Here is a 24,298-nt window from a genome sequence, read left to right on the forward strand (position 1 = left end):
GGTTTTTACTGTTGATTGTAACAGAATTATTTTGTGCGGTGCTCAGCAATATAATTAGCCATTACTTCAATGGATTCAAATATTTTTTTTCCCTCTTTGGGGTCGGTGAGTTTAATACCATAATCCTTGTCCAACATTACTATGAGTTCCAATGCGTCAATGGAGTCCAGTCCAAGGCCATCACCAAACAAGGGATCGTTATCTGCAATTTCTTCAATTGCAATATCCTCCAAGTTTAATTGAGTAATAATTTTTTCCTTTAGTTCTTGTTTTAAATCGCTCATTTGGTTGTGTACAATTTTATTATTTCTTCTTTATTATGTTCAATGCTTCCTTCCTTGGAAACTAGGTATAAAAATGCTTCATAGTCCTCTACGTCACAGTTTATCCACCCGCACAACACTTCGTCCGCTTTTTCAGATTCAATTAAACTGCTCGCGTAGTCGTGTAGATATTTCGCATTAAAGTGGTTAAAGATAAAAAAACTATTTTCAGAATATAGTCTATGCTTAATACTTATCTCTCCAAGACAAATATTGGGCAAGGTATAGACGAAAACGGCGGGACTCGGAAAATAGTTTTCCTGATCCATAATGGACTCTTGGTGCTTTCTGTCGGTTTGCAGGCTCGATGCACTATTGGAAAATACCAAGGCAATGTTTTTGGATATTTCAGAATCTTGGGTCATTGGCTTTAGTAAAATATCCGAGGCCAGAAACCCAAGTTTGCTAAGGTCATCCATTTTAAAAAACTTGGGATAATTGGTATTCATCTTCTTATAGGCAAGTTTTATAAAAGTGGTGAAATCGCTGCCCTGGTCTTCATAAAGCAACTGATCGTTCAACAGTACCCTGTTGTTGGATATTTTACAATATTCCTTTATTTTGAGATGTTGGGCCTTCATGATCGAACCTTTTTAAATACGGCGGCTGTATTGCAGCCTCCAAAACCGGAGGCAGTCTTCAAGAAAAAATTTAAATCCTTGGCAGTGGGTGCCGTAATTATATTGAGGGGTTGTGAAACTCCCAACTCGGTGAACCCCTTGGAGGGGTATAAAGTATTGTGGTAAAGGGAATGCATGCCAATAATAGTTTCCAAAAGGCCCGATGCCCCTAAGGTGTGTCCAAAATAGCCTTTAAGGCTGTTCAATGGAACAGCGTCCAGACCTAATCTGTTCAGGGCAATTGCCTCCATTTCATCATTGAAAATGGTTGCGGTGCCATGGGCGGAAATATAATCTATATCACTGGGACCTACATTGGCTTCTTTAAAGGCAGAAAGAATACTCCGATAAAGGCCTTCCCCTGTTCTTGATGGTCCGGAAATATGATTGGCGTCATTACAGGAAGCTTCGCCCAATATTTCCACTGCTTCGGGAGGTAAATTGTCCTGGTCCTTGTTTACCAATACACTGGCGGCCACCTCCCCTATATTAATGCCTGATCTTTGCTTGCAATAGGGCTTGCAAGGCAGGGAACTCATGGCCTGGAAAGAATTGAAGCCAGAAAGAATGAAATTGGAAACAATATCCCCTCCAACTATAAAAACTTGATCGAACGTTCCTTGCGAAATGAATCTTTTGGCCGTTGAAATGGCCAATATTCCTGAAACACAGGCGTTGGACAGCACAATGGGTTCTGTAGAAAATCCAAAATGGTTTTTGATTATATACCCTAAAGTACCTAAATAGGCCCTCTCTGCAGGCATTGGGTTCCTTGGATCCAAGGTATCTATATTTCCTTTGGTTGTGGACAGAATTAGACCGACCCTATCCGTTAAAGCTACTCCCGATGCTTGAATGATTTTGTCCAGGGACAGGATCATCATCTGTTCCAAACGGGTATAGTCACCAGCTGGTTGTAATTTTTCAAACGCCTTTCCTAGTTGATCGGAATCTATGACCGAGGCATAGAATGGATTGGGAAATAAAGTTTCGTCTTCAATTAATGTTACCCCGGATAAGCCCTCATGAATATTCTGTACTACCGTAGGACTATCAAAGCCTAAGGAAGATACAATATTGTTATATGAGAGATAGGTCTTATTCATTCAATAATCCAACTTTTTGTTTCCATTCCAAGAAAAATGTAGGCATGGTGAGGGATAAACCTCCTTCGTCTTCCACAAAAACCTGTATGGTTTCCCCGGTGCATACCAATTTGTTTTGCGGGTCATAAATTTCGTATTTAAAAACCATTTTGGCCGCTGGTGAATCTACAAAAATTGTTTTAATAGTGGCAACATCCCCATAGCGCAATGGAAGTTTGTGTTCACAACAAGATTTAACGATCGGGGTGGTGTACCCGGCCGCCTTGTGATCCAGATAGGCAATCCCATGGTGTCTGCCAAAGGCTTCCCTGCCATCCTCAAAATATTGGATATAATTCCCATGCCACACAATGCCCAAAGGGTCTGTTTCTGCAAAGCGAACCCTAATTTCACTGGTAAAGCTTATTTCTGGTTTGTTATTAGACGGCATTTTTTCTTTCATTATACACAATAGAAATTGAGGTGGTTATTACAAAAAATAAAAATAATAATGTTAGTTCAGGTACAAGATCTATAAGGCCAACATCTCTCAAAAAAACATCATAAAAGGCATTTAAGCCCCAATTCATAGGAGATAAATTTGAAAGTGTCTGCATAAAATTGGGCATTATAAAGACAGGCACCCATACCCCTCCCAATGCCGCCAATATAACCACGAAAGTAGCTCCAAAGGGAGCAGATTGTTCCTGGGTTCTTGCTACTGTCCCCAATAGCAATCCAAGGCCAATGGCCGCAAGTCCTGCAAATATGGCTACCAGGAACAACAGTGGAATTTTTCCAGAGACCTCAAGGCTTGGGAGACCTAGGATAGGGAAAAGATAAACACCTATTCCCAACATTAGCCCAAACTGTATTAGACATACGGCAAGGTATATTACAGTTTTGCCCCCTAATACCGTTAGATAGGAAACGGGATTTGTCCTTAGACGGACAAAGGTACCTTGGCTTTTTTCCTTGACCATATTAATGGACAGGGGAACAATGATGAAAAATATGGCAAACAAGGTCCAGGCCGGTACATTGTGTTGCACCGAATTGGGGATTATTTCGTTTTCACCAATACTAGGGGTAATTTCCTTAAAAGTGATAAAACTTTCGGTGTCGAATATTGCTTCGGTTTCATCATCTGTTATTTGCGATTGGAAGGCCTTGTAAATAGTTTGGGTCTCTATTTTAAAGATCATCTTGTCTATTCCATTCTTTATGGAGTTTTTGAAGGCCATCTGTGTTGCGGGGTCAAAATAAAGTATGACCTCTTTTTTCTCCAAACCTGCTTTTTCTGTTTGCGGCGTTTCTTCTTCCAGACCAAATTTGGATAGCAAGCCTTCTACATTCAGATTTACTTTTTTTTCCAGTTCCGAGCTGAGGTTGACTGGTATAACTATGGCCAATTGATACTTGCCTTTGAAAACCAGTTCTTTGGCCTCGCTGTCGGATTCTTTGTCAATAATATTAAAGGATTTGGACTCGGCCAGCCCATCGTAAATATTTTTGGAAACCTCACCCTTGTCAAAGTCCACCCAAAGGATGGGGATTTTGTTATCATTGATAGACCTAAAAGTACTATCCTGAATTAAGGTAATGGTGACCACAAGCACCAAAGGCATTACAAATAGGATGGCCAATCCACCTATGTCCCGGGATAGGAGAAGTAATTCCTTATATGTGGAAGCCCAAAGTTTATGCATGATCTCTAAGTGCTTTTCCGGTCAAGGTCAGGAAGACGTCTTCTAGATTGTGCGATTCCGGATATTGGGAAATAAGATTTTTCGGAGCTCCTTCAATGATGATCCTACCATGGTCAATAATGGCCACTTTGGTACAAAATTGCTCTGCTTCGTTCAAATGGTGGGACGTATAGATAATGGTGGTTCCCTGTGTATTTAATTTTTTTAAATTTTCAATAATTACATTTTTGGATTGTACGTCCACCCCAACTGTGGGTTCGTCCAGGAATAGAACTTTGGGGTCGTGCAGAATGCTGGCAATTAGGTTGACACGGCGTTTCATTCCACCAGAAAAAGTGTCCAATTTTTTGTTGGAAAATTTTCCCAACCCTAATACTTCCAAATGGTAATTGATCTTTTCCTTTAGTTGCTTCCCTTTTAGGCCGTACATACTACCTAGGTAATACAAGTTTTCATAGGCAGTTAGGGTAGGGTAAAGGGCGTATTCCTGTGGAACTATACCAATAAGTTGTTTAAGTTGGTTGGCATTCTTTTGAAAGGTAAGTCCGTTGATGGAAAAGCTGCCAGAGGTAGGTTTTATCAAGGAACTTAGCATAGAGATCAATGTTGTTTTTCCTGCCCCATTAGGCCCTAAAAGCCCAAAAATTTCCCCCTCGTCTATTTTTAGATCAAGGTCCACCACCGAATATTCCGCGTTATTTTTATATTTTTTGGAGAGATGGGATATTAGAATCATGGGCCGCTTTATATTGCCTTTTTCAGTTTTTTAAAAAAAACTTCCTCTTTGTTGGCTATATCTTCAAGAAGGGTGGCTACATGATCATACTGGTCAACAGCCACGGAATTGCTCCTGTTTTTATATATGCGTGATGCCTCCACCGCAAAATCGCGCCATTGGTCACCTATCAAGGTCATTTCTTTGGATAGCTCCAAAAGTTGATTGTTCGTCAATAATTTTCCTGCTTCTTGTAAAAATGCGGCATAAATATATCGAAACCCACCACCTCCGGTACCTATTTCTTCTTGCATGCGCACAATTTGTCCCAAATAATGATTGGCAATTTTGGTACCCTTGGCTTTTGGCCATTTGCGAATAAGTTTGGCAATTTTCCGTATTCCCTTAACCCCAACTACCGGGACGGGCGCCAACATATCCCTACAGGTGTGCTTTATACCCTTAATAATGGCTTTTTCTAGCTGTAACTGTTCAGGGAAAGCGGTTGGATAATAAATATGTCCTTTAGGGGCAAAGGCACCTTTGGCAAATCTTACTTTTTCCAGTTCTTTTTCGGTAAGCGAGGTAACGGTTTCCATTACGGGGTCACTTATCAAATAAATGCCATCCCTTTTACCATATACCACCATATTGTGGGCGTTGAAATGGAAGCGATATTCATCAGGAAAGTAGGGTAGATTGTATACGCCCACCTGAAGTCCTACCGGATTATTTCTTTGTAGGTTTTCGTCCAATCTGTCCTTTGCAGTTTGGGCATTTCGAAATTTTTCACGTTTTATTTTAATTCCGACCCTTGTGGCGAATCGGGTAAAGATAATACCTGGCATTGCCCTATAGGATACTACAGGCGCATGGTTAACTTTTAAGAATGGGATATAGGTAAACAACAGCCCAGAGCCTATACCAAAAACCATGGGTTCGCTTACCGTAAACCCATTGTACGTCATTAAGTTGGCTACCACACCGTTCTCGCAGTGTGCAGCTTGCTTGTGTTTAAAATCTATTTCCATTGTTTAGAGATCGGTACGCTGTAGCTCTTCGATCGTAATATCGAAGACATCTGCATATTTTTGTAATGTTTTGTTATTTAGGTTTTTAAAAACGGCTGGTCTAAAATGTCTTTTAACCCTCCACTTCCAAATCCCCACATAGCTCGCAAGGATTGGGAGATCCATTTTGTGGAGTTCCATATAATATTCCAAGGGACTTACCTTATGGTCCTTTACCCTTTGTTTTGAAGCTGAAATACGCTCGTTCAAAGCTTCTATAGCATTGTTAAGGGCAATGGTCTTGGGACTCCAGCCTGTACTTAATTCTGTTGTGTATTCTCCGTTTTCATCAACGGCATAGCATAGTTCTTTGAAATTGGCCGACTCAAGATTGCTTTTGTCCTGTGGTACTTCATTCTTTTTCATGCCTTAGGTCTTTATAATTTACAGGCCACGGTTGCTGGCTTATAAAGTTATTAATACATTTTCAAATTCGATCCTCAGCGGTAACTAAACTTCCTGGATCAGAAAATTTAATATGCAGTCTGCCACTAATTCCTTCTCTGTATATATTTTGCATTCCATAGTACATATGCTAAAATTTCCAGAACTGTAATTGGATAGGAGTTTGGCCTTGGTAGTTAAGGTGTCTCCTGTTCTGGGCAATAGAAAAATGTTTGCCCTTTTAATACCGCTAATAAATCCAATTACACTATTGCCTTCCCCTTCAAGATCATCCGCTGCAAAGAAATCTTGCCCAACAATCGCGGAACATGACTGTGCGGCATTTTCTATAATCCCTGATTCGGTAAACTTATTGTCCTTTACAAAGATACAATCTTCGGTTACTTTAAATTCCGTGGTCACCGTTTCCTTGTTAAGGTCGATTATTTTGTTGACCATGAGCATTGGCGCTCTATGGGGCAAAAACTTATGTATGTTTATATGTGAACGGGCTGTATTCAATTAGTTTAGTTTGCCAATACGGTTTTCATTTCGCTATTTGCCATAATTTTGTCATTACAGGTTACTTGGATCTTAACCAAAGTAACACCTAAGATCTCATGTAGAATAGTGACAGTTGTTATTAGTTCTTGATCTACGGTTGGTAACTCCAATATTTCGGCCAGTTTAATGGCCCCGATATAACCAGTTGGGGCAGGCTCATTTTTCAGGAAATATTGGTACCCAGTGTGAAGTGCTACAGATTGTGCCATATGTTCAATTAGTCCGGCAGACATAAATTTATTATTGTACACAAACAGATTGGTCAACGTTGGTGTAAAACCGGTAATTACCTTTTCTTTGGAAAAGTGAATCAACTTGTCTACCATTACAAAAGGCGCCTTTTGGGGGATCAGATCTTCAATTAGCCCTTTGTCGTCTATTGTTTGTTTTAATAAATTCATTTAACAAACCGTTAGGTATGCATAGGAGTACGAAAACCTAGCACTTTCCGGTACGTGCAACAAAATTTTATCTCCCTTTTTCAATTGTCCTGAGCTTACCAATTCTTCTAGCATCACAAATATTGAGGCTGCACCCACGTTGCCAACCTTGCTCAAATTCATAAACCATTTCTCCCAAGGTATTTCTACCCCCTGTCGTTTTAATTCCTCGTATAAATTTTCCTTAAAATAATAGGAAGAGATATGTGGTAAATAATAGTCAATATCTGCGGTAGTGATATGGTGCTTGTTCATAGCCATTTTTAGACTGTCCACTCCTTTGCCCAATATGTTCTCTCCTAGGAGTTTAACGTCCTGCTTCATGGCGAAAAGAGATTTGTTGGCCCATTCTTCGGCAGGATATTCGCTCCATGGTTTTAAATGACCATTTTCCAATTTATCACCACCGGCATACATACAGGTTTCCATTTCAAAGGCATAGGAATACCCTTCCATCCATTCAATTTTTAAAGCAATGCCCTTAGGCTCGCTTTCCAACAATACAGCTCCCGAACCATCGGAAAGCATCCAGCGCAAAAATTCCTTATTAAAGGCCAATATGGGGTTGTCTTCCAACTCCTTCAGGTGTTCTACCTCAGTTTCAAAAATATCGGATTTCATCCAAGTTGAGGTTCTTTCCGACCCAGTACATACCGCATTGGACACTTGCCCCGCCTTAATTGCCAAGAAACCATATTTCAAGGCATTCATTCCTGAACAGCAGGCCCCTGATGGGGAATTAACCTCTAAATTTCCGTTTTTTAAAAAGCCGTGTACCATAGAAGCGTGCGATGGCAATATTTGATCGGGACTACTGGTACCACAAGAAAGGAGTTCTATGTCCTTGGTCGTAAAAGTGTCGTCACATAAAAGCTCAATGGCCTCCTTGGTAAGTTGGGCATTGTTATGGGTAATGTTTCCATCTGCGTCTATGGCGTAATATCTGGTCTTAATTTGATTGTTCCGCAGGACTATACGTCTAGCCTTGGAATTCTTACCATTGATAATGCCCAATTTTTCTTCCATTTGTTCATTGTCAATGGGTTCATTAGGTAAGAACTTGGCAATCCTGGTAATATAAACGTCTTTCATTAATTGTTCTTTAAACTAACGGATGAATAGTATGCTTTATCCCTTTTAATTTTATTGTACCGAGGTATGTAAGTCGCCAAAAATACAATAAAAACTATTGGAGCTATAGCCCAAATTGCAAATAACAAATAATATTTGAACAAAACCAGCAATTTTTTTCGTTTCGGATTGCCCGAAGGTCCTTTCTTTATGATAAGGTTGGCCCATTTCGTAAACAAAACATTGCCTCTTATGTCCGTCTGTATCAGCAAGGGTTTTACTTTAACGGCATCCAATTTTAATAATTCATCCTGTAAGTTGGTGTAATCATTATTTAATAACGCTTTACGGATAGGCATGCCAAATTTTTCAGAAGCTTTTATATCCTCGTCGGAAACCCCCGGTTTTGGAAAAATGCCAAGGTACTTGGTTTTTTTTCCTCCTAACATCCAATGTACTATGGTAATAACGCTTATATGATTTATATGGCGGTCTACTAGAGCTATATTGCCCACGAGCTTGGCATTACATGCAACCAGAAGGCGTTTCATTTTTTCTTGTGCCATTAACCACATGTTTCTACAGGCAATTACCGTAACTACCGGTGTCTGGTCTAATAATTTCTTGGCAACATCGGATTTTAAGAAAGAATTAATGGGTATGGAAGGGGTTAAATACCAAACCTGGTAACCAAGAATTATGAGGTCATATTTCCTTTCAAGGATATCGGCCTTTGGTGGCTTTAGCTCACAGGGTATCTGTAGGAAGGATTCAGGAAATGCATCATAGAAATCATCCTGTTTCCAGGGAAATTCATAATCATTTTCGGGACTTATCCTATAATAGGTGATATTTACGTTCTTCCCTTCTATAGAAGAGGCTAAATTTTGAACAATATCCAACAACTGCCCGGATTGGGAGTAATAAACTATAAGAACTTCTTTCATGGTAAGCTATTGATATTCATTATAACACCGCCAAGATGGTCATTTTGTTAGTCCTAAAAGGCCCTCATTTTGACTTTTGGCATGGTTCAAATTTAATTTTAATTTTTGGATCGGTGCCAGATTTGGATAATGTAACCAAAACTTAGTGTTATCCTAACCATACTTAGTTTTTTGAACCCCAAAAATCAAAATAGTTAAACCACTGTAATGGATATTGTTCTATTATCCATTCCATACTTTTAATATAATTGGCTAATAATCCTTCGGCATCCCTCTTCTTAAAATCTGCTTTTCTGGCGTAAAGATGATAGTGTTTATTGGTTTCCTTCATTACATATACAAAAAGGACCGGTACGTTTAATCTGGATCCCATTAAAAAAGGACCGGAAGGAAATTGTGCTTGTTCACCCAAAATCGGAGCGGTCATCAACTTGGCCGTAGTTGCATATCTATCCCCGGTCATGCAAATAATTTCATTTTTTGCCAAGGCGGCATTCATTTCAAAGATATGGGAAAGATCGTCCTGTAGGATGATAAACTTGGTAGATGATTTCTTAATATACCTGTCAAGGTATTCCTTTATTGCTCTATGCTCTGCATCTGTGGTAAGTAAATTAATAGTGGCGCTCCCTTCCAATTCGTCCAGAAAAAATTCAGCAATTTCGAAGTTGCCCAAATGGGCACTGATCAGAATTCCACCTTTTTTGTTGGCCAAGGTTTCGTTTAGATGCTCTATTCCGTCGAAATGGTAGGTGAATCTATTTCTTAGACCGGAGGAAATGGCTACTTTGTCCAAAATGGTCTGCCCGAAGACATAATAGCTTTTGTAAATGGATACAATACTTTTTAGGGTGCCGTATTTAAGTCTTTTACGAAAGTAATAATAGCTGGACTTGGTACTTGCAGGGGCAAAAAAGCAAAAATAAAAGGCGACAAAATATAGAATAAAATAGGCCGATCCCAATCCAAGCCTTCTAATGGAGAAAACAAAAATCTTATAACCTAAAACGGAACCTCTGGACTTTCCTTTCCATTGATTTGGCATTTTTTGCGATTAATATTTTAGTTTAATTTCCTCTCTATAAGGTCATAAAAGTCTTGTAATGTAATAACATTAATGAAATCTTCCCCCACCAATTTAACACTAAAGTTAGATTCGATGGCCACTACTAAATCAACAAAATCCAAACTGTCCAATTCAAGCGTTTTCTTTAAATTGGCCATTGGAGAAATATCATCTGCATCAACTTCAAATTCATCTATAAGAAAGTTGTTTATTTTATCAATAATTACTTCTTTATTCATTTTTAATCTTTCACTTTTTTTATTAGCAATGCTGAATTTGTACCTCCAAATCCAAAAGAATTCGACAAAAATACATCAATTTTTTTATCCAGTGTTTTTCTTACCAGATTTAATTTGGCGGCATCTTCGTCAGGATTTTCGAGATTTATATTAGGCGCAATAAACGAATGTTCCATCATGAGCATGGAATACACAATTTCACTGGCACCTGCCATCCAACATTCATGGCCGGTCATGGACTTTGTAGAACTAACGTAGGGGCCGTTATCCCCAAAAACGGCAAATATGGCCTTGGCTTCATTGGAATCCCCTACAGGAGTGGAAGTAGCATGGGCATTTACATAATCTATTTCACTAGGTTTTATTTGGGCTTGGTCTATAGCCTTTTTCATGGCCAATGTAGGTCCATCAACGTTTGGAGTAGAGATATGATCCCCATTGGAGGAAAACCCATAGCCAATAATTTCACCTAAAATAACAGCATTTCTTTTTTTAGCGGATTCATAGCTTTCAACTATAAGGGATGCTGCCCCTCCGCTAGGTACCAATCCGTCCCTACTTTTGTCGAATGGGCGGGAGGCGGCCCCTGGTGCTACATCGTTGACAGAAAATACACCAAGGCCATCAAAACTTCCCATAGCCAATTCATTGATTTCTTGGGTTCCTCCACATATGATACAATCTTGAAGCCCACTTTTAATTAATTGATAGGCGATACCTATGGCATGCGATCCGCTTGCGCATGCCGCACTTACGGTGAAGTTGATTCCCGTTAATTTGAAAATGGTAGAGAGGTTCATGGTTACGGACGAGTTCATGGCCTTAAAAATGGCACCGGAACCTACTAAAGTAGTATCTTTCTTTTCCCTTAGTTTGTCTATGGATTCTATTACAGATTTGGCAGTGCTATCATTACCGTATAGTACGCCAACTTCATTATTATCTATATACTCTTGGGATATACCTGCATTTCTTAAGGCCTCCAATGTGGCTATATATGCATAGGCTCCTTCTTCGCCCAAACTTAGTCGTTGCCTTCTAGTGAGCAAATCCTTTAGGTCTGGTTCTTCTACCATACCCGTTAAACAGGAGCGATATCCAAATTCCTTGCGTTTTTCGTCATAAACAATTCCTGAAGTTCCCTTGTATAGTGATTCTTTGACTTCGTCCAAGTTTTTTCCTAAACAAGAGTATATTCCCATACCTGTAATTACGACCCTCTTCATTTTTCCTTGTATTATTTTTAAGAATATATTCCTCCGTTGATATTTATGACCTCGCCCGTAATATACGATGACTTTTTGGATGCCAAAAAGGAAACCAAATGGGCAACCTCCCCTGCTTCCCCAAAACGGTTCATAGGAATCATTTTTTTAAGCTCTTTTTCGTCAAGATCACCGGTCATATCTGTTTTTATAAAGCCTGGGGCCACTGCATTAACGGTGATGTTTCTTTTTGCTATTTCCTGGGCCAATGCCTTTGTGCCTGCTATTATTCCTCCTTTTGCAGCAGAATAATTAACCTGTCCCGGTGTACCTTTAAGGCCGGATACTGAAACCATATTTATGATCCTGCCATATTTATGAACCAATAATTTTTGGATCAGGTGATTGGTAACATTGAAAAAACCGTTTAAACTGGTATTGATGACATTGTTCCAATCCTCAGATTTCATCCACATGAAAAGTCCGTCCTTGGTAATCCCGGCATTGTTGACAATTACCTCTATTATCGCGTCTTTGTTGGTCTCATGCCAAAGGTCCAATTTATCTTGTACATCCTTGTTGTCACCTACATTAAACTGAATAAGCTCGGCACTCCCGCCAATTTCTTCTATTTCATTTAAGGTTTCCTGTGCTGCCGATGCGTTGTCTTTATAATTTATTAGAATCTTATACTCGGTATCCAGTGCGAGCTGCAGGCATATAGCTTTTCCGATTCCTCTTGAACCTCCGGTTACCAGTGCAAATTTCTTTTTTTCGCTCATTTATTTAGTTAGTGTGATTTAATTCTTTACGTCGTCGAATACCTCCGCATTTTCGTACCATTTATTGCCCAAAACCTCTCCCTTAGCATTTAGAAATCCCCATTCTTTGTTGTATTTTACTCGGGCAAGTCCATTGATGAACCCTTTTTCCAGATTCTTTTGAAAGATAGAAAACGATAATCCTGCGGTGATATCATATTCGGGTTGTATTGCCCATTTACCGGTCTTATCAATAAAGCCCCATTTTTTTTCTTTTACGGGGGCAAGACCGTTCGCGGAGAACACTTCGGCATCCTTAAACTTGAAATCTATGACCTTTTCTCCCTTCTCATTAATATATCCCCAATTTTTATCCATGAATACCGGGGCCAATCCTTGACTAAAATCCCTTGCCTTATCATAGGTAGGGGGTATGATCCACTCTCCTTTGTTATTGATAAAGCCCATCAATTTATTGCTTCGGGCATATGTTAACTCCGATTTGTCTGTAAATTCCCAAATCTTATCGGCATTCTTTACCGGGTAAAAGTTGCCATTGGCAACAATACCAAAGGTATCCTGTTTTTTTACCCAAACACCTTTACTGTTATAATCTCCAATTTCTTGATTTTCAATGGGGATGTAGATTTCTCCCTTTTTGTTGATCATTCCCCATAGCTCACCTTTTCTTGCCTTGGCATATCCGTCTATAAAGGGTTTTATTTCATCAAAATCCGGTTCCACGATTAATTTTCCGTCGGTTCCTAAAAGACCAATTTTTTCGCCCCTTTTAAAAAAGGCTACCCCATTGTCAAAATCATAATATTTATCCGAAACAGGTGTTTCCAAGGTTTCACCAGAAACATTGATATAATGCCATTGGTCACCTTTGTTTACCAATGCCAGTCCGGAATTAAATTCTTTTACATGCTCATATTCCGGTTGAATTGCCCATTCTCCAGAAGTATTTATGTAACCCCATTTGTCGCCCATTGAAGCGGCGGCGCGTTCGTTAGTAAAGTTGTCCGCTTTCTTGAACTGCGGCTTTATCGCATATTCCCCTGAGGTATTAATATACCCAAATAAGCCATTTTCCCTTACCAAGGCATACTCTTGAGAATAAAAATGACCAAAAACTAAAAAAAGTGCAACCGAAAATCCAATCTTTGTTTTCATCTGAGATTTTTTTAAATTAAAATGTTCATATTCAATACTTACCAAGTAAGGACTCGGTATAGGTTTAAGATTAAACTAAGCCACTATTAAATTATGGATTATTTTATTCAAATAACTTTTCTAACTAAAATTTTTAATTAAGCTCCTTGCACGCGTGAATTTCTTCTTCAAAATTTAGAATAAAGTTCTTCACCTTATTTACATAAGGATACATGGGGACGTCTTTGTCGGAGATAGGGGGGACCAAATTTCTAATATCATCGTACATTTTTTTTGTTTTTGATGATATTTTATCCTGTACTTTCAAATATTCAATGGCCTGGACAATAGTTATTGTTTCTATTGCAAGGACCTCGAAAGTATTTTCGATTACTTTTTTGGTAATATTGGCTGCGTTGGTTCCCATGCTAACAATATCCTGATTGTCGTTGTTGTTGGGGATACTGTGCACGTACATGGGATTGGACAACATTTGGTTCTCTGCAGTGGTAGAGGTGGCAGTAAACTGAACTCCTTGCATCCCAAAATTTAAACCAAGTTTGCCAAGATTGACAAATGGGGGAAGTATATTATTTAGATTTGGATTTAAGAGGTAATTTAATTGTCTTTCGGCGAGCATGCTCATTTTGGTCACAATTAATTTGAGCTTGTCCATTTCAAGGGAAACATAATCGCCGTGAAAATTTCCGCCATGATAAACATGTTCTTTTTCAACATCCACGATAGGGTTGTCATTGGCCGAATTAACTTCTTCAATAAGAATTTTTTCCACGTTGTTCAAAGTATCAAGGACCGGGCCTAAAATTTGGGGTACGCATCTCAAGGAATAGTATTCCTGAACCTTTTCCTCGAAAATTGTAACTTCATTATTGCCATTGTACAAATGGTGTTCCCTTTTACGGGTAAGTGTACTGTCCTTCAAATGATTTCTCATCGATTTGGCAATCTGCTGCTGCCCCTTGTGCTTTTTGGACTGATTTAGTTCTAGGGACAAATGGTCATCATACGCCTGCACTATTTCATTGATGGCAGAAGAACAGCATATCATCCAATCCAATAACTTTCTTGTGTTTATGGTATTGATAAGACCTATACCCGTCATAACGGAAGTTCCATTTATAAGTGCCAAGCCCTCTCTTAGGGTAATGGTAATCGGTTTTAGGTTTTCAATTTTAAAAACTTCTTCCGTTGGTCTTCTCTCTCCCTTGTAAAATACTTCACCTTCGCCTATAAGCACTAGGGCAATATGTGCCAGTTGTACTAAATCCCCACTGGCTCCAACACCACCGTGCTCAAAAATTACAGGGGTAATGTTCTTATTGATAAGAGAAGTCATTAATTCTATAACCGAAATATGTACACCCGAATGGCCAAGGCTCAAAGTGTTCAATCTGGCCAACATGGCGGCCTTAACATATTGTTCTGGGATTAAATTGCCGGTTCCGGAAGCGTGGCTCCTAATTAGGTTATATTGTAATTGAATTCGGTCGGAGTCGTTAATTTTGTATTGGGCCATTGGGCCAAAACCTGTATTTACACCGTAAATAATTTTGTTTTGGGAGAATTTGCTTAAAAAATTAAAACTATTTTCGACGGTGGCTAATACGTCTTTATTTATTAGAATTGATTCTTCTTTAAAAATTATACGATAGAAATCCTCTATTCCCAACTTTCCTTTAATAGTCAACATGTATATAAATTCAATATTTAAAAAGTAAATTGAATAACAATTAATAAAAATAGTTATTTTGGATTGCAAATGTATGATATTTAACCAATCAATATTTTAAAAATAATGAATCAACGTTTAGTCGAAGTCTTGGTAATTGGCGCAGGGCCTTCTGGTTGTGTCTCGGCAGCCTATTTGCAAAGTCAAGGAATTAAAGTTCAAGTGGTTGAAAAAAGTATTTTTCCCAGGTTTGTTATAGGGGAAAGTCTTTTGCCCAGATGTATGGATCATTTTGAGGAAGTAGGTCTGTTGGACGGTTTGAATGCCTTTGGTTTTGAAAAGAAATTTGGAGCCCGATTTATAAAAGGGGATAAAATCTGCGAGTTTGATTTTAGTAAGAAACACACCAAGGGTTGGGATTGGACCTGGCAGGTTCCAAGAGCGGATTTTGACCAGGTATTGGTAGAGGAGTTGACCAAGAAGGGTGTGGATGTCTCCTTTGGACATGAGGTAGTAGATGTTGTTATAGAGGAAAATGGGGAATCGGTAACTACCATAAAGGACGAAAATGGTATACCATACCAGGTAAAAGCCAAATACATTATAGATTCCAGTGGTTATGGGAGGGTTTTGCCCAGATTGCTGGATTTGGACAAACCTTCGGTATTGCCCAATCACTCTTCCATTTTTACACATGTAGTGGACGTAAATCGCCCGGAGGGTAGGGAAGGGACCCTGATTACTTTTGATGTTATAGAGACCGAGGTATGGCTATGGGTAATTCCATTTTCCAATGGAAGAACCAGTATTGGTTACGTAGGCCCTACAGAATTTTTGGAGTCTTTTGAAGGTAGCAACAGCGAAAAATTGAGTCAATTATTAAAGCTGTCCGATTATTATTATGAACGCTTTAAAGGGGTTGATTTTTTATTTGAACCAGTGTTGATAAAGAATTATTCCAAATCGGTTAAGCAACTATATGGAAAAGGATTTGTCTTAACGGGCAATAGCGCTGAATTTTTGGACCCTGTTTTTTCATCGGGGGTTACTTTTGCCACGGAATCGGCTTTGTTGGGGGCCAAACTTATTACCAAAGTCCTGAACGGTCAGGCAGTGGATTGGGAGAAGGAATACTCGGAATATATTAGGGAGGGAGTAAGTGTGTTTTCTTCCTATGTCAGTGAGTGGTACAGTGGTAATCTACAGACCCTGTTTTTCCATCAACCGGAAAACCCTGAGGTAAAAAGACAAATTTGTTCGGTTTTGGCGGGCTATGTTTGGGATAAGACCAACCCCTTTGTAACAAAGCATAATAGACTTATTAGAACAGTGGCCCATATAATAGATCTTGAAAAGCAAAAAAGTGAATGATGTCATCATTCACTTTTTTGTAACCAATCAAAAAAACTTGGTCTAGAAGCCTTTTTTTAGAATTAACTTGGCAAAGGATTTTCCAGTTTTGGCATATCCTTCCCCTAATCTGTCTTCATTGCTAAACGAGCTTCCCCATTGGTCTCCAGGAGCATTTTCACTAGAAACTTCCAACAGTATGTTATTTCTATTATTGGTTTCAACAAATTTTAATAAGGTGCTAACTTTTGCAGGTTGCTTCATGACACCAGCATCCCAGCCGGGATAAACCCATACCGTCTCCACAATAAGGGTGTATTTGGCCTCAGCTAAATTTTCACTAAAGAAAACATTGTGTTCCTCATAAAGATATCTATTCATTAATTCCAAAAATTTTGGTGCATAGATCAATTCCCTACTTGCGTACCAGCTTTTTTCCCAAGATGTACCTTTTCCCCGTGTTTTTTCTTCCAATTCTGCGGAATGCTCTTTTACGTATTCGTCATTTGTGAGATTCTTTTTCAATAGTTTCATATTGTCGTAGACAAATTCTACGTTTATTTCCTTCTGACCCTTGATAAAATTAAAGTCTCCCTGTTTTACTTTTAGCTTTTGGCCATAACTAAATAGGGTTGATAAAAATACTAGAGCAACGATAAAATTGATTTTCATAATAAATAATTAGTGTTTATACCTTCAAATGTATGGGAATTATATTTTAGTGAGGCTTTTCCTAAATTAATATTTCGTCAATTCAGTTCTTGAAATTTGGAAATAAATTTTGTAATCACTGAAAAGTCAGAGCTTTGTGGATTTTTTTTAAATGTTAGGGTTTTGTTATTTCTGGTAATATATGGGTGAATCTTATTCCATATGTTTAATTTTGCCGGATGCAAAAAAGTCAGCAGCGACCACAATTCGAATTTGTTGCCATAATGGCTTCCTTAATGTCTATTGTAGCACTGGCCATTGATGCCCTCTTACCTGCAATGTCTACCATAGGGATAGATATCAATAGCCTGGATCCTACTGAAAATCAAAAGTTTATAACAATGATTTTTTTGGGATTGGGAGTGGGACAATTGATTTTTGGACCATTATCGGATAGTTTTGGAAGGAAGCCTATAGTGTATATTGGTTTTGCTTTATTTTGTGTAGCCAGTGTTATCTGTGTTTTGGCTCCCAATTTAGAGTGGATGATAGTAGGTAGAATTCTACAGGGTATAGGGCTTTCTGCTCCAAGAACAATAAGCATATCCATGATTCGGGATTCCTATAAGGGCGATTATATGGCCAAGATAATGTCTTTCGTTACGGCTTTTTTTATTTTGGTACCTATAGTTGCCCCGGCCATGGGAAAGTTCTTCTTGGATCATTATGGTTGGGAATCTATTTTTTATATGCAATTGGTGGCCACTTTAGGGGTGGGTGTTTGGTTTTGGAGAAGACAACCGGAAACCTTAAAGCCAGAATATAAGATTGAATTTTCCAGTCATGTGTTCGTGGACGGTTTTAAGGAATTGCTACGACATAGGGAAACAATGGCTTTTACTATTGTTTCTGGGCTTATCACTGGAGCCTTTATGGTTTATTTGAGTTCTGCTCAGGAGGTTTTTGAGGTGCAGTACGGCTTGGCCGATAATTTCCCCTTTGTTTTTGCCGGTTTGGCAATATCCGTTGGCTTATCTACTCTTTTGAACGGTACCATGGTGGTGCAATTGGGGATGAGAAGATTGGCATTGATTGCCTTGACCCTATTTTGTACTGTTTCCATAGTTTATGTGGGCTTGTTCTGGAATTCCCAGAATCCAAGTTTATGGATATTGATCACCTTCTTGGCCATGCAATTTTTTACCCTGGGCTTTTTGTTCGGTAACCTTAGGGCCATAGCTATGGAGCCCATTGGCCATATAGCCGGGATAGGGGCTGCCATCACTGGATTTATATCTACTATGATCGCCATTCCCATAGCAACCTATGTTGGTAGTTATATACAGGATACCATTCTTCCTCTATTTGTTGGATTTTTGGTATGCGGGTCCATTTCCTTGGGGATTTTTATGATGATGAGGAGGCGTTCCATATTGGCTGCTGCCTAGCATTTAAAGGGATAAACCGAGTACTGTTGGTAAAATGGACAACTATTTAATAGCAAAATTTATTCTGCTTACCTAAATGGGGTGCCTATGCGTAGAAAGATAGGGAAGGTTATATGTTGAGGTCCGGCATTCCATTTGGGAGCTATAGTCGATATTAGTTTTTCCACTGGATTGTTGCCCTTGTTCTTTGCTATATAATTTTGTACGCTGGACCAGGAATTAAAATAACCCTCTATTTGGTCGATTGTCCATTGGGTTTCAATTTTAAAGGTCTTCTTTATTTCCACTTCATTAAAATTAAATGGAATGGAGCTGTAGCTTTGATCTGTGTGCCGCCTTTCCTTATCCCAATATTTCCCTATGATATCTTGATAAAAATGATTTATAATAAGGTCTATTTCGGGATTTACTTTTAGAAGTCCATAGCCCCAAATAGCTACAACACCATTGGGCTTTAGGAGTCTATTTACTTCCATATTGAAGCTTGGTAGGTCAAACCAATGTACGGCTTGGGCAGCTGTAATTAAATCAAAGTAATGTTTCGGGAAAGTTGTCTTTTCGGCTCTTTGAACGCTATAGTATATGTTTGGTTTGGGAATTGCATTATGAATTTGTTCTTGGCTTATATCGGTGGCAAAAACCCGATCGAAGGAACGGGATAAGATGGCGGCCACCTGACCATTACCTGTGCCACAGTCCCAACAGGTATTCCTAGCCTTACAAAAGGAGTATATATACTTAAACAATTCCTCCGGATAGGTAGGTCGATAAGTTTTATAGGTTTTTGATTGTTGGGAAAAACGGTCCAAGGCTTTTTTCATATTACAAAAGTAAGAAGCAAGGAATATTATAGGAATTCATTCAATATTAAATTGAAGTAATTCCACAATTTCGGACTTTTTAATCACATAATCTTAAAATCGTAGGGTCTCAAACTGTAAGTAAATACCTACGCTCATCGATGAAACGCAAAATTTTATCGTTAAAACGATTTTGGGTCTGCATACGTTCATCGGTATTTTTTTGCACTTAATCCGGAAATTTTCCTCTCAACGAGAAACAGTGCTTTTTATCGAAACAGAACCTAGAAAAATACACTTGCCCAAGTTATATATATAACAAAACGCAAGTCATGAAAACCATACTAACTTTAATCTTTGTTCTTTTTATCGGAATGGCCGCACAGGCTCAGAACGGTGCTGCTGAAGTTAAAGTTGAAACTGTTGCCAGGAGTATCGTTGCTACTACTGCCAAACAAGAAGTAGCCGTAAAAAATGTAAACGCTGTTGCCCGTTTGTATATGTTCAAAAATTCCAAGGTAACCAAAGAATTGTCTTTCTCTACCAAATTGAACAAAGCTAAATTGGCTTAAGACCTATTTTATTTTTTACGGCATACGCACTTCTTAATAACCCCAAAATTTCTAAGTCCTATGTGGTAACTTTGGGATAATACCTTTTCCGTAACCCAAAGGCCACACGGACCAATAAAATTAATGCGGGAACTTCCACCAAGGGGCCAATGACCCCAGCGAATGCCTGTCCCGAATTTAATCCAAATACGGCTATGGCTACGGCTATGGCCAATTCAAAATTGTTCCCTGCCGCCGTGAAGGCCACAGCAGCTGTTTTGTCGTATTCCGCACCCATGGCTTTGGTGAAGAAAAATCCAATGATAAACATCAGCGTAAAATAGATGAGTAAAGGAACCGCTATGATAAGAACATCCATGGGGATCTCAACAATCATTTCGCCTTTTAAGGAAAACATGACCACTATGGTAAACAATAGGGCAATCAAGGTCATGGGGGATATGGTAGGAATAAATGTGTTGGAGTACCATTCCTCACCTTTCAGCTTAACCAGGATCAATCTACTTAAAAAACCCATTGCAAACGGTATTCCCAAATAAATAGCTACGCTTTCGGCTATGGTAGCAATAGAAATGTCTACTATTGCCCCTTCAAATCCGAAGTAGGGAGGTAGTACGGTTATAAAGATCCAGGCATAAAAACTATAGGCAAATACCTGAAATATGCTATTAAGGGCTACCAGTCCGGCACCGTATTCGCTACTTCCTTCCGCCAGATCGTTCCATACCAGTACCATGGCTATGCAACGTGCCAATCCAATAAGGATCAACCCAACCATATATTCCGGGTAATCCCTTAAAAAGGTAATCGCGAGTGCAAACATCAAAATAGGTCCAACAATCCAATTCAGGATCAAGGAAATAGATAAAATTTTGGTGTTTTTAAAAACCTTGGGCAATAGGGAGTAATCTACTTTTGCCAATGGTGGATACATCATTAGGATAAGTCCAATAGCAATGGGAATATTCGTTGCTCCACTACTAAAACTATCGATGATTTTGGGAAAAGTGGGTATAAAATAGCCTATGCCTACGCCCAAAGCCATTGCCAAAAAAATCCATAAGGTAAGATAGCTGTCCAGAAAGCTTAATTTTTTGTTCGAGGCCATTAATTATGATTTTATTTGGGCAAATATGTACATTAATTCGGTTGCAATTTGAAAGCTTCTTTCCTGATACTTTTCAGCCTGCTGCGGGGTGTTGTCAAACGCTTTTGGATCCTCAAAGGTTATAGGGATGCGCTTTTCGGCGCCAGCGATAAACGGACAGCCCCCATCGGCCTGTGAACAGGTCATGACTGCGGCAAATTCCGATTTGGGATTAAAGGCATCATCCAATTTCTTGGAAAAACCTATTACTGCAGGTTCGTTATCGGCATATTTGATGCTGTAAATTGGATTTTTCCCCTCCGAAATAGTTTCTATTTGGAATCCGGTATTTTTTAGGGTTTCTGCCACCATTGGAAATAAGGCAGTAGATTCTGTTCCGCCCGAATAGCACTGTACATTCTTTATGTTAAAATAGAACGCCATTGTTTGTGCCCAGACTTGGGACAAGTGACTCCTTCTGGAATTGTGGGTGCAAATAAAATTAATTCTAATGGGTTCTTGGGCATCTGTTTTAGACTGTATATAGTCAGCAAGGGGCTGTAAAATTTCTTTTCGCTCCTCGCTAATATTATCTGTACTAAGTGTAGAGATGGCTTGATCTATTTGGTCAAAGATCTTCGTTTTTACGGGCATCATTGAATAAGGTTTATAGTGTGGTTAAAGGGTTTAACAGCATCCGGAGTTGGGAGTGCAGCAATTTGCAGAAGTCTCTTGTAATTGGGATAATTTTATTCTCGGTTTTTCTGTCGGAATCCCGCAGTTGTCCTTCGCTAAACAGTCTGTATGCTTGGTGGCCAGAAGAAAGTTGGTACCGTCAAATTCCAATCCAAATTTTTGTATGGTATCTCCTTGGTATTCTACCTCAATTTCCAAATCCCCAATTTCCAATACCTTTTCCGATAGTTCAATGATGTGGACCAATTTTTCAGGATGGAGACGGTGGTCATAGTCATTGGAATCCCATAGCTGAAAATTTACAACTTCCTCTTTACGGACCGTTCCGCCACAGTCTATGAAGTTCTTGGTGATTTTACCTACTTCGGTAACGTGAAAATGACTGGGTACTAGTTTGCCATTTGGCAATTGGAATGCAATAGTATCCAATTTTCCTAAAATTGTTTTTACTTCTGATAGTTTCATTTTATTATTTGTTTATTGCGATTATACGATTATTGAATTAAAAATTTTTAGCAGCAATCCCCTTGTTTGGAGATGTCCTGATTTAGAAATTGGTTTAGGATTTCCTTCATTTCATGCCATTTTTCAGTATTGATACAATAACATACACTGGTGCCCTCCACACTACCTTTAATAAGTCCTAGGAGTTTCAATTCTTTTAGGTGCTGTGATATGGTAGGCTGTGCCAATCCAATTTCACTTACCAGATCACCACAAACACAGGTGTTCAGTTTAAAAAGATGCTGCAGGATGGCCACCCGGGCCGGATGTCCAAACACCTTTGCAAAACTGGCAATTTCATTTTGTTGGTCCGAAAAAATTTCTGTTTTGGCTAAACCCATTTTTTGTTTCATTTGTATATCGCAATATTACGATTAATATTTATTGTGACCAATATTTTTTGTTTTTTTTACAATTATTCCTTTTCATGTGGATTTTTTCTGCTTATCAGGACCGTGTGTATTTCCAACAAAGCTTTTTTTCTCTCATAATCTATATGGTAGACCTCAGGTTCTCCAAATGATTTTGAAGCTAGAAGTGTTTTCAGTATTTCCAATTCATGGAAATGGAAATAGACTCTATCTCCATTGCTATCTACTTTGAAGTTCGATTTATTTGGGTCACCTTCCACAAAACTTAAATAGAGCAACCCGTTATTAATTAATAATCTTTTGCAATCGGCAATTAATTTAATACAATCTGTTGGTGAAAGAAAGGGCAGGCAAAAACCACAAACTATTCCGTCATATAGAGTGTTTAGACCGCCTAACTGTCGGCAATCCAGAACCTTGAATGTAGCGGTTGGATTGTTCTTTTCGGCTAGTTTTATCATATTTGGGGCAACATCTATCCCTAGTATTCTGAAGTCGGGTCTTTTGGATAAAAGATATCTTGTGATGTTACCAGGACCACAGCCTATTTCCAGGATTCGTGCATTTTTTGCTGATATCGAACTACAAATGAGATCATAGGTTTTATTGTACAAGTCCAGGTCCATAAACTTGTCTTGGTACAGGGAAGCTATTTTGTTCCAGGTCTCGGATGTTTCCTTATAGCGGTCCAATGGGGTATTTCATTTTGAATACTAGTAATAGACATAAATATCGTGAATAATCTTCAACCCGGGACTAACGCATTTTATCATTTTTATATTTCAAGTGTTCGAAACTACAAAACGGAGGAGAATATTTTGTAAGTAAGCCCTTATGCTTATCGATGAAATGCAAATGTTTATCGCTAAAGTGAAATTAGGCCTTCTGACGTTTATCGGTAATATTTTGCACTTTATCCGTGATTTTCCCTCTAAACGAGTAACAGTGCTTTTCAGCGAATTGGAACCTGGAAAAGTATGCTTGCGCGAGTTATATATATAACAAAACGCAAATCATGAAAACCATTTTAACTTTAATCTTTGTTCTTTTTATCGGAGTAGCTGCACACGCTCAAAACGGTGCTGCTGAAGTAAAGGTTGAAACTGTTACCATGTCTATAGTAACTGCTACTGCAAAACAGGAAATTGCCGTTAAAAATGAAAATTCTGTAGCGCGTTTGTACATGTTCAAAAATTCTAAAATAACTAAAGAATTGTCTTTCTCTACCAAGTTGAACAAGGCTAAACTAGCTTAGAACTAGGATCAAATTAATAAAGTATCCATTCCACTTTCAAACAAAGAAATATTATGATTATAATAACCCTTCTTGCCTTCTTCTGTATCTGTCTTAATTATTTGGTTGTTTTTCCTAAAACAGAGGGCAATATTAAACCCTTAAAGAGTAGGGTGGAAAAGGAGTAATAATTCAGGTTATAACTAAGGGTGCATTTAAGGGTTTTCTAGCACATTTATTTATTTGTTGGTAGGGCTTCAAATTCCTTTCTTTTATTTTCATACCATTTGGACAAAGCGTCCGGAGATTTCATAAGTTCCTGCATTTTTTTCATTGCCTCGATATGATCTGCGTTTCCGGCCTGGAACATTGCCATACCGTGCTTTTTACTTTGTTCTGCCAATTCCTCGAAGGTATTGGCATGAAATTGCATGTCACAGGCACCTCCCAATTGCTTACATGTCATTGTTTTCATTTCTATCTGTTTTTCATATGGCACACTTACTCTTTAAAGCCTTTAGATTTAGCTTAAATTTTAATT

General features: G+C 38.7%; 30 protein-coding genes. 4 read left to right on the forward strand and 26 right to left on the reverse strand.

Going from position 1 to position 24,298, the window contains the following annotated elements:
• Positions 1–26 precede the first annotated feature (26 nt).
• The 18 genes from BUA60_RS12800 to BUA60_RS12885 form a co-directional block, all read right to left on the reverse strand.
• Positions 27–284, reverse strand: a complete 258-nt coding sequence (locus BUA60_RS12800; RefSeq protein ID WP_031442852.1) for a phosphopantetheine-binding protein — start codon at positions 282–284, stop codon at positions 27–29.
• Complete coding sequence (locus tag BUA60_RS12805; RefSeq protein WP_072862256.1) at positions 281–904, reverse strand: 3-oxoacyl-ACP synthase; 624 nt, start codon at positions 902–904, stop codon at positions 281–283. The genes BUA60_RS12800 and BUA60_RS12805 overlap by 4 nt, the downstream gene beginning before the upstream one ends.
• Positions 901–2,049 (reverse strand): beta-ketoacyl-[acyl-carrier-protein] synthase family protein, encoded by a 1,149-nt coding sequence (locus tag BUA60_RS12810; protein ID WP_072862258.1) that lies wholly within the window; start codon positions 2,047–2,049, stop codon positions 901–903. Before BUA60_RS12810 ends, BUA60_RS12805 begins: the two co-directional genes overlap by 4 nt.
• Positions 2,042–2,491 carry an acyl-CoA thioesterase gene (locus BUA60_RS12815; RefSeq protein WP_072862260.1) on the reverse strand — a complete coding sequence of 150 codons (450 nt, stop codon included), beginning with the start codon at positions 2,489–2,491 and terminating at the stop codon, positions 2,042–2,044. The genes BUA60_RS12810 and BUA60_RS12815 overlap by 8 nt, the downstream gene beginning before the upstream one ends.
• Positions 2,469–3,737: an ABC transporter permease gene (locus BUA60_RS12820; RefSeq protein ID WP_072862262.1), complete on the reverse strand. Its 1,269-nt coding sequence runs from the start codon at positions 3,735–3,737 to the stop codon at positions 2,469–2,471. The genes BUA60_RS12815 and BUA60_RS12820 overlap by 23 nt, the downstream gene beginning before the upstream one ends.
• Entirely contained in the window at positions 3,730–4,473 is a 744-nt protein-coding gene (locus BUA60_RS12825; RefSeq protein WP_072862264.1) for an ABC transporter ATP-binding protein, read from the reverse strand. Before BUA60_RS12825 ends, BUA60_RS12820 begins: the two co-directional genes overlap by 8 nt.
• A gap of 8 nt (positions 4,474–4,481) precedes the next feature.
• On the reverse strand, positions 4,482–5,483 hold the full coding sequence (locus BUA60_RS12830) for a BtrH-related acyltransferase DarH (protein WP_072862266.1): 1,002 nt from the start codon (positions 5,481–5,483) through the stop codon (positions 4,482–4,484).
• A gap of 3 nt (positions 5,484–5,486) precedes the next feature.
• The gene (locus tag BUA60_RS12835; RefSeq protein ID WP_031442859.1) at positions 5,487–5,888 is read right to left on the reverse strand and encodes a flexirubin biosynthesis protein DarG; all 402 of its coding nucleotides are present in this window, start codon (positions 5,886–5,888) and stop codon (positions 5,487–5,489) included.
• An 84-nt stretch (positions 5,889–5,972) separates the two neighbouring features.
• Positions 5,973–6,365, reverse strand: coding sequence for a hotdog family protein (locus BUA60_RS12840; RefSeq protein ID WP_245802548.1), 393 nt, complete (start codon positions 6,363–6,365; stop codon positions 5,973–5,975).
• 68 nt (positions 6,366–6,433) lie between these two features.
• Positions 6,434–6,871: a hotdog family protein gene (locus tag BUA60_RS12845; RefSeq protein ID WP_072862268.1), complete on the reverse strand. Its 438-nt coding sequence runs from the start codon at positions 6,869–6,871 to the stop codon at positions 6,434–6,436.
• Positions 6,872–8,002, reverse strand: a complete 1,131-nt coding sequence (locus BUA60_RS12850; protein WP_072862270.1) for a dialkylresorcinol biosynthesis protein DarB — start codon at positions 8,000–8,002, stop codon at positions 6,872–6,874.
• Positions 8,002–8,928 carry an NADPH-dependent FMN reductase family protein gene (locus tag BUA60_RS12855; RefSeq protein WP_072862272.1) on the reverse strand — a complete coding sequence of 309 codons (927 nt, stop codon included), beginning with the start codon at positions 8,926–8,928 and terminating at the stop codon, positions 8,002–8,004. Before BUA60_RS12855 ends, BUA60_RS12850 begins: the two co-directional genes overlap by 1 nt.
• Before the next feature lie 163 nt (positions 8,929–9,091).
• Positions 9,092–9,973 carry an LpxL/LpxP family acyltransferase gene (locus tag BUA60_RS12860; protein ID WP_072862273.1) on the reverse strand — a complete coding sequence of 294 codons (882 nt, stop codon included), beginning with the start codon at positions 9,971–9,973 and terminating at the stop codon, positions 9,092–9,094.
• A 17-nt stretch (positions 9,974–9,990) separates the two neighbouring features.
• Positions 9,991–10,233 (reverse strand): phosphopantetheine-binding protein, encoded by a 243-nt coding sequence (locus BUA60_RS12865; protein WP_072862275.1) that lies wholly within the window; start codon positions 10,231–10,233, stop codon positions 9,991–9,993.
• 2 nt (positions 10,234–10,235) lie between these two features.
• Positions 10,236–11,459 (reverse strand): beta-ketoacyl-[acyl-carrier-protein] synthase family protein, encoded by a 1,224-nt coding sequence (locus tag BUA60_RS12870; protein WP_072862277.1) that lies wholly within the window; start codon positions 11,457–11,459, stop codon positions 10,236–10,238.
• A gap of 17 nt (positions 11,460–11,476) precedes the next feature.
• On the reverse strand, positions 11,477–12,220 hold the full coding sequence (fabG, locus tag BUA60_RS12875) for a flexirubin biosynthesis SDR family reductase FlxB (RefSeq protein WP_072862279.1): 744 nt from the start codon (positions 12,218–12,220) through the stop codon (positions 11,477–11,479).
• An 18-nt stretch (positions 12,221–12,238) separates the two neighbouring features.
• Positions 12,239–13,375 carry a WG repeat-containing protein gene (locus tag BUA60_RS12880; protein WP_072862281.1) on the reverse strand — a complete coding sequence of 379 codons (1,137 nt, stop codon included), beginning with the start codon at positions 13,373–13,375 and terminating at the stop codon, positions 12,239–12,241.
• A gap of 133 nt (positions 13,376–13,508) precedes the next feature.
• Positions 13,509–15,065, reverse strand: coding sequence for a flexirubin biosynthesis tyrosine ammonia-lyase FlxA (locus tag BUA60_RS12885; protein ID WP_072862283.1), 1,557 nt, complete (start codon positions 15,063–15,065; stop codon positions 13,509–13,511).
• Between the two features lie 105 nt (positions 15,066–15,170).
• Here BUA60_RS12885 and BUA60_RS12890 point away from each other — a divergent pair, with 105 nt between their 5' ends.
• Entirely contained in the window at positions 15,171–16,415 is a 1,245-nt protein-coding gene (locus BUA60_RS12890; protein ID WP_072862285.1) for an NAD(P)/FAD-dependent oxidoreductase, read from the forward strand.
• 42 nt (positions 16,416–16,457) lie between these two features.
• Here BUA60_RS12890 and BUA60_RS12895 read toward each other — a convergent pair whose 3' ends face one another.
• Positions 16,458–17,066 (reverse strand): hypothetical protein, encoded by a 609-nt coding sequence (locus BUA60_RS12895; RefSeq protein ID WP_072862286.1) that lies wholly within the window; start codon positions 17,064–17,066, stop codon positions 16,458–16,460.
• Positions 17,067–17,284: 218 nt separating this feature from the next.
• Between BUA60_RS12895 and BUA60_RS12900 the strand changes: the two genes are divergently transcribed.
• Positions 17,285–18,493 carry a multidrug effflux MFS transporter gene (locus BUA60_RS12900; protein WP_072862288.1) on the forward strand — a complete coding sequence of 403 codons (1,209 nt, stop codon included), beginning with the start codon at positions 17,285–17,287 and terminating at the stop codon, positions 18,491–18,493.
• A 68-nt stretch (positions 18,494–18,561) separates the two neighbouring features.
• Here the strand turns inward: BUA60_RS12900 and BUA60_RS12905 are convergent, their stop codons facing one another.
• Positions 18,562–19,314 carry a class I SAM-dependent methyltransferase gene (locus tag BUA60_RS12905; RefSeq protein ID WP_072862289.1) on the reverse strand — a complete coding sequence of 251 codons (753 nt, stop codon included), beginning with the start codon at positions 19,312–19,314 and terminating at the stop codon, positions 18,562–18,564.
• A gap of 311 nt (positions 19,315–19,625) precedes the next feature.
• On the opposite strand from BUA60_RS12905, the gene BUA60_RS12910 reads away from it, so the two are divergent.
• Positions 19,626–19,865, forward strand: coding sequence for a hypothetical protein (locus BUA60_RS12910; RefSeq protein WP_072862291.1), 240 nt, complete (start codon positions 19,626–19,628; stop codon positions 19,863–19,865).
• 58 nt (positions 19,866–19,923) lie between these two features.
• Here BUA60_RS12910 and arsB read toward each other — a convergent pair whose 3' ends face one another.
• The 5 genes from arsB to BUA60_RS12935 all read right to left on the reverse strand — a co-directional run bounded on the left by arsB (position 19,924) and on the right by BUA60_RS12935 (position 23,215).
• Positions 19,924–20,973, reverse strand: a complete 1,050-nt coding sequence (gene arsB / locus BUA60_RS12915) for an ACR3 family arsenite efflux transporter (RefSeq protein WP_072862292.1) — start codon at positions 20,971–20,973, stop codon at positions 19,924–19,926.
• Between the two features lie 3 nt (positions 20,974–20,976).
• Positions 20,977–21,609 carry an arsenate-mycothiol transferase ArsC gene (locus tag BUA60_RS12920; protein WP_072862294.1) on the reverse strand — a complete coding sequence of 211 codons (633 nt, stop codon included), beginning with the start codon at positions 21,607–21,609 and terminating at the stop codon, positions 20,977–20,979.
• Between the two features lie 30 nt (positions 21,610–21,639).
• Positions 21,640–22,113: a DUF6428 family protein gene (locus BUA60_RS12925; protein WP_072862295.1), complete on the reverse strand. Its 474-nt coding sequence runs from the start codon at positions 22,111–22,113 to the stop codon at positions 21,640–21,642.
• Positions 22,114–22,160: 47 nt separating this feature from the next.
• Complete coding sequence (locus tag BUA60_RS12930; RefSeq protein WP_072862720.1) at positions 22,161–22,493, reverse strand: ArsR/SmtB family transcription factor; 333 nt, start codon at positions 22,491–22,493, stop codon at positions 22,161–22,163.
• 74 nt (positions 22,494–22,567) lie between these two features.
• Complete coding sequence (locus tag BUA60_RS12935) at positions 22,568–23,215, reverse strand: class I SAM-dependent methyltransferase (RefSeq protein ID WP_072862297.1); 648 nt, start codon at positions 23,213–23,215, stop codon at positions 22,568–22,570.
• Positions 23,216–23,538: 323 nt separating this feature from the next.
• On the opposite strand from BUA60_RS12935, the gene BUA60_RS12940 reads away from it, so the two are divergent.
• The gene (locus BUA60_RS12940; RefSeq protein WP_072862299.1) at positions 23,539–23,778 is read left to right on the forward strand and encodes a hypothetical protein; all 240 of its coding nucleotides are present in this window, start codon (positions 23,539–23,541) and stop codon (positions 23,776–23,778) included.
• A 214-nt stretch (positions 23,779–23,992) separates the two neighbouring features.
• Here BUA60_RS12940 and BUA60_RS12945 read toward each other — a convergent pair whose 3' ends face one another.
• Positions 23,993–24,232, reverse strand: coding sequence for a DUF1059 domain-containing protein (locus BUA60_RS12945; protein ID WP_072862301.1), 240 nt, complete (start codon positions 24,230–24,232; stop codon positions 23,993–23,995).
• Positions 24,233–24,298: the final 66 nt, after the last annotated feature.

It is taken from the genome of Arenibacter palladensis (genome assembly GCF_900129275.1).
In the GTDB taxonomy this organism is placed as follows: Bacteria; Bacteroidota; Bacteroidia; order Flavobacteriales; family Flavobacteriaceae; genus Arenibacter; species Arenibacter palladensis.

Excerpts from the sequence above, each read along its gene's own strand:
- BUA60_RS12800 (WP_031442852.1), bottom strand. The coding sequence starts at position 284 with ATGAGCGATTTAAAACAAGAACTAAAGGAAAAAATTATTACTCAATTA.
- BUA60_RS12805 (WP_072862256.1), bottom strand. The coding sequence starts at position 904 with ATGAAGGCCCAACATCTCAAAATAAAGGAATATTGTAAAATATCCAAC.
- BUA60_RS12810 (WP_072862258.1), bottom strand. The coding sequence starts at position 2,049 with ATGAATAAGACCTATCTCTCATATAACAATATTGTATCTTCCTTAGGC.
- BUA60_RS12815 (WP_072862260.1), bottom strand. The coding sequence starts at position 2,491 with ATGAAAGAAAAAATGCCGTCTAATAACAAACCAGAAATAAGCTTTACC.
- BUA60_RS12820 (WP_072862262.1), bottom strand. The coding sequence starts at position 3,737 with ATGCATAAACTTTGGGCTTCCACATATAAGGAATTACTTCTCCTATCC.
- BUA60_RS12825 (WP_072862264.1), bottom strand. The coding sequence starts at position 4,473 with ATGATTCTAATATCCCATCTCTCCAAAAAATATAAAAATAACGCGGAA.
- BUA60_RS12830 (WP_072862266.1), bottom strand. The coding sequence starts at position 5,483 with ATGGAAATAGATTTTAAACACAAGCAAGCTGCACACTGCGAGAACGGT.
- BUA60_RS12835 (WP_031442859.1), bottom strand. The coding sequence starts at position 5,888 with ATGAAAAAGAATGAAGTACCACAGGACAAAAGCAATCTTGAGTCGGCC.
- BUA60_RS12840 (WP_245802548.1), bottom strand. The coding sequence starts at position 6,365 with ATGGTCAACAAAATAATCGACCTTAACAAGGAAACGGTGACCACGGAA.
- BUA60_RS12845 (WP_072862268.1), bottom strand. The coding sequence starts at position 6,871 with ATGAATTTATTAAAACAAACAATAGACGACAAAGGGCTAATTGAAGAT.
- BUA60_RS12850 (WP_072862270.1), bottom strand. The coding sequence starts at position 8,002 with ATGAAAGACGTTTATATTACCAGGATTGCCAAGTTCTTACCTAATGAA.
- BUA60_RS12855 (WP_072862272.1), bottom strand. The coding sequence starts at position 8,928 with ATGAAAGAAGTTCTTATAGTTTATTACTCCCAATCCGGGCAGTTGTTG.
- BUA60_RS12860 (WP_072862273.1), bottom strand. The coding sequence starts at position 9,973 with ATGCCAAATCAATGGAAAGGAAAGTCCAGAGGTTCCGTTTTAGGTTAT.
- BUA60_RS12865 (WP_072862275.1), bottom strand. The coding sequence starts at position 10,233 with ATGAATAAAGAAGTAATTATTGATAAAATAAACAACTTTCTTATAGAT.
- BUA60_RS12870 (WP_072862277.1), bottom strand. The coding sequence starts at position 11,459 with ATGAAGAGGGTCGTAATTACAGGTATGGGAATATACTCTTGTTTAGGA.
- fabG (WP_072862279.1), bottom strand. The coding sequence starts at position 12,220 with ATGAGCGAAAAAAAGAAATTTGCACTGGTAACCGGAGGTTCAAGAGGA.
- BUA60_RS12880 (WP_072862281.1), bottom strand. The coding sequence starts at position 13,375 with ATGAAAACAAAGATTGGATTTTCGGTTGCACTTTTTTTAGTTTTTGGT.
- BUA60_RS12885 (WP_072862283.1), bottom strand. The coding sequence starts at position 15,065 with ATGTTGACTATTAAAGGAAAGTTGGGAATAGAGGATTTCTATCGTATA.
- BUA60_RS12890 (WP_072862285.1), top strand. The coding sequence starts at position 15,171 with ATGAATCAACGTTTAGTCGAAGTCTTGGTAATTGGCGCAGGGCCTTCT.
- BUA60_RS12895 (WP_072862286.1), bottom strand. The coding sequence starts at position 17,066 with ATGAAAATCAATTTTATCGTTGCTCTAGTATTTTTATCAACCCTATTT.
- BUA60_RS12900 (WP_072862288.1), top strand. The coding sequence starts at position 17,285 with ATGCAAAAAAGTCAGCAGCGACCACAATTCGAATTTGTTGCCATAATG.
- BUA60_RS12905 (WP_072862289.1), bottom strand. The coding sequence starts at position 19,314 with ATGAAAAAAGCCTTGGACCGTTTTTCCCAACAATCAAAAACCTATAAA.
- BUA60_RS12910 (WP_072862291.1), top strand. The coding sequence starts at position 19,626 with ATGAAAACCATACTAACTTTAATCTTTGTTCTTTTTATCGGAATGGCC.
- arsB (WP_072862292.1), bottom strand. The coding sequence starts at position 20,973 with ATGGCCTCGAACAAAAAATTAAGCTTTCTGGACAGCTATCTTACCTTA.
- BUA60_RS12920 (WP_072862294.1), bottom strand. The coding sequence starts at position 21,609 with ATGATGCCCGTAAAAACGAAGATCTTTGACCAAATAGATCAAGCCATC.
- BUA60_RS12925 (WP_072862295.1), bottom strand. The coding sequence starts at position 22,113 with ATGAAACTATCAGAAGTAAAAACAATTTTAGGAAAATTGGATACTATT.
- BUA60_RS12930 (WP_072862720.1), bottom strand. The coding sequence starts at position 22,493 with ATGGGTTTAGCCAAAACAGAAATTTTTTCGGACCAACAAAATGAAATT.
- BUA60_RS12940 (WP_072862299.1), top strand. The coding sequence starts at position 23,539 with ATGAAAACCATTTTAACTTTAATCTTTGTTCTTTTTATCGGAGTAGCT.
- BUA60_RS12945 (WP_072862301.1), bottom strand. The coding sequence starts at position 24,232 with ATGAAAACAATGACATGTAAGCAATTGGGAGGTGCCTGTGACATGCAA.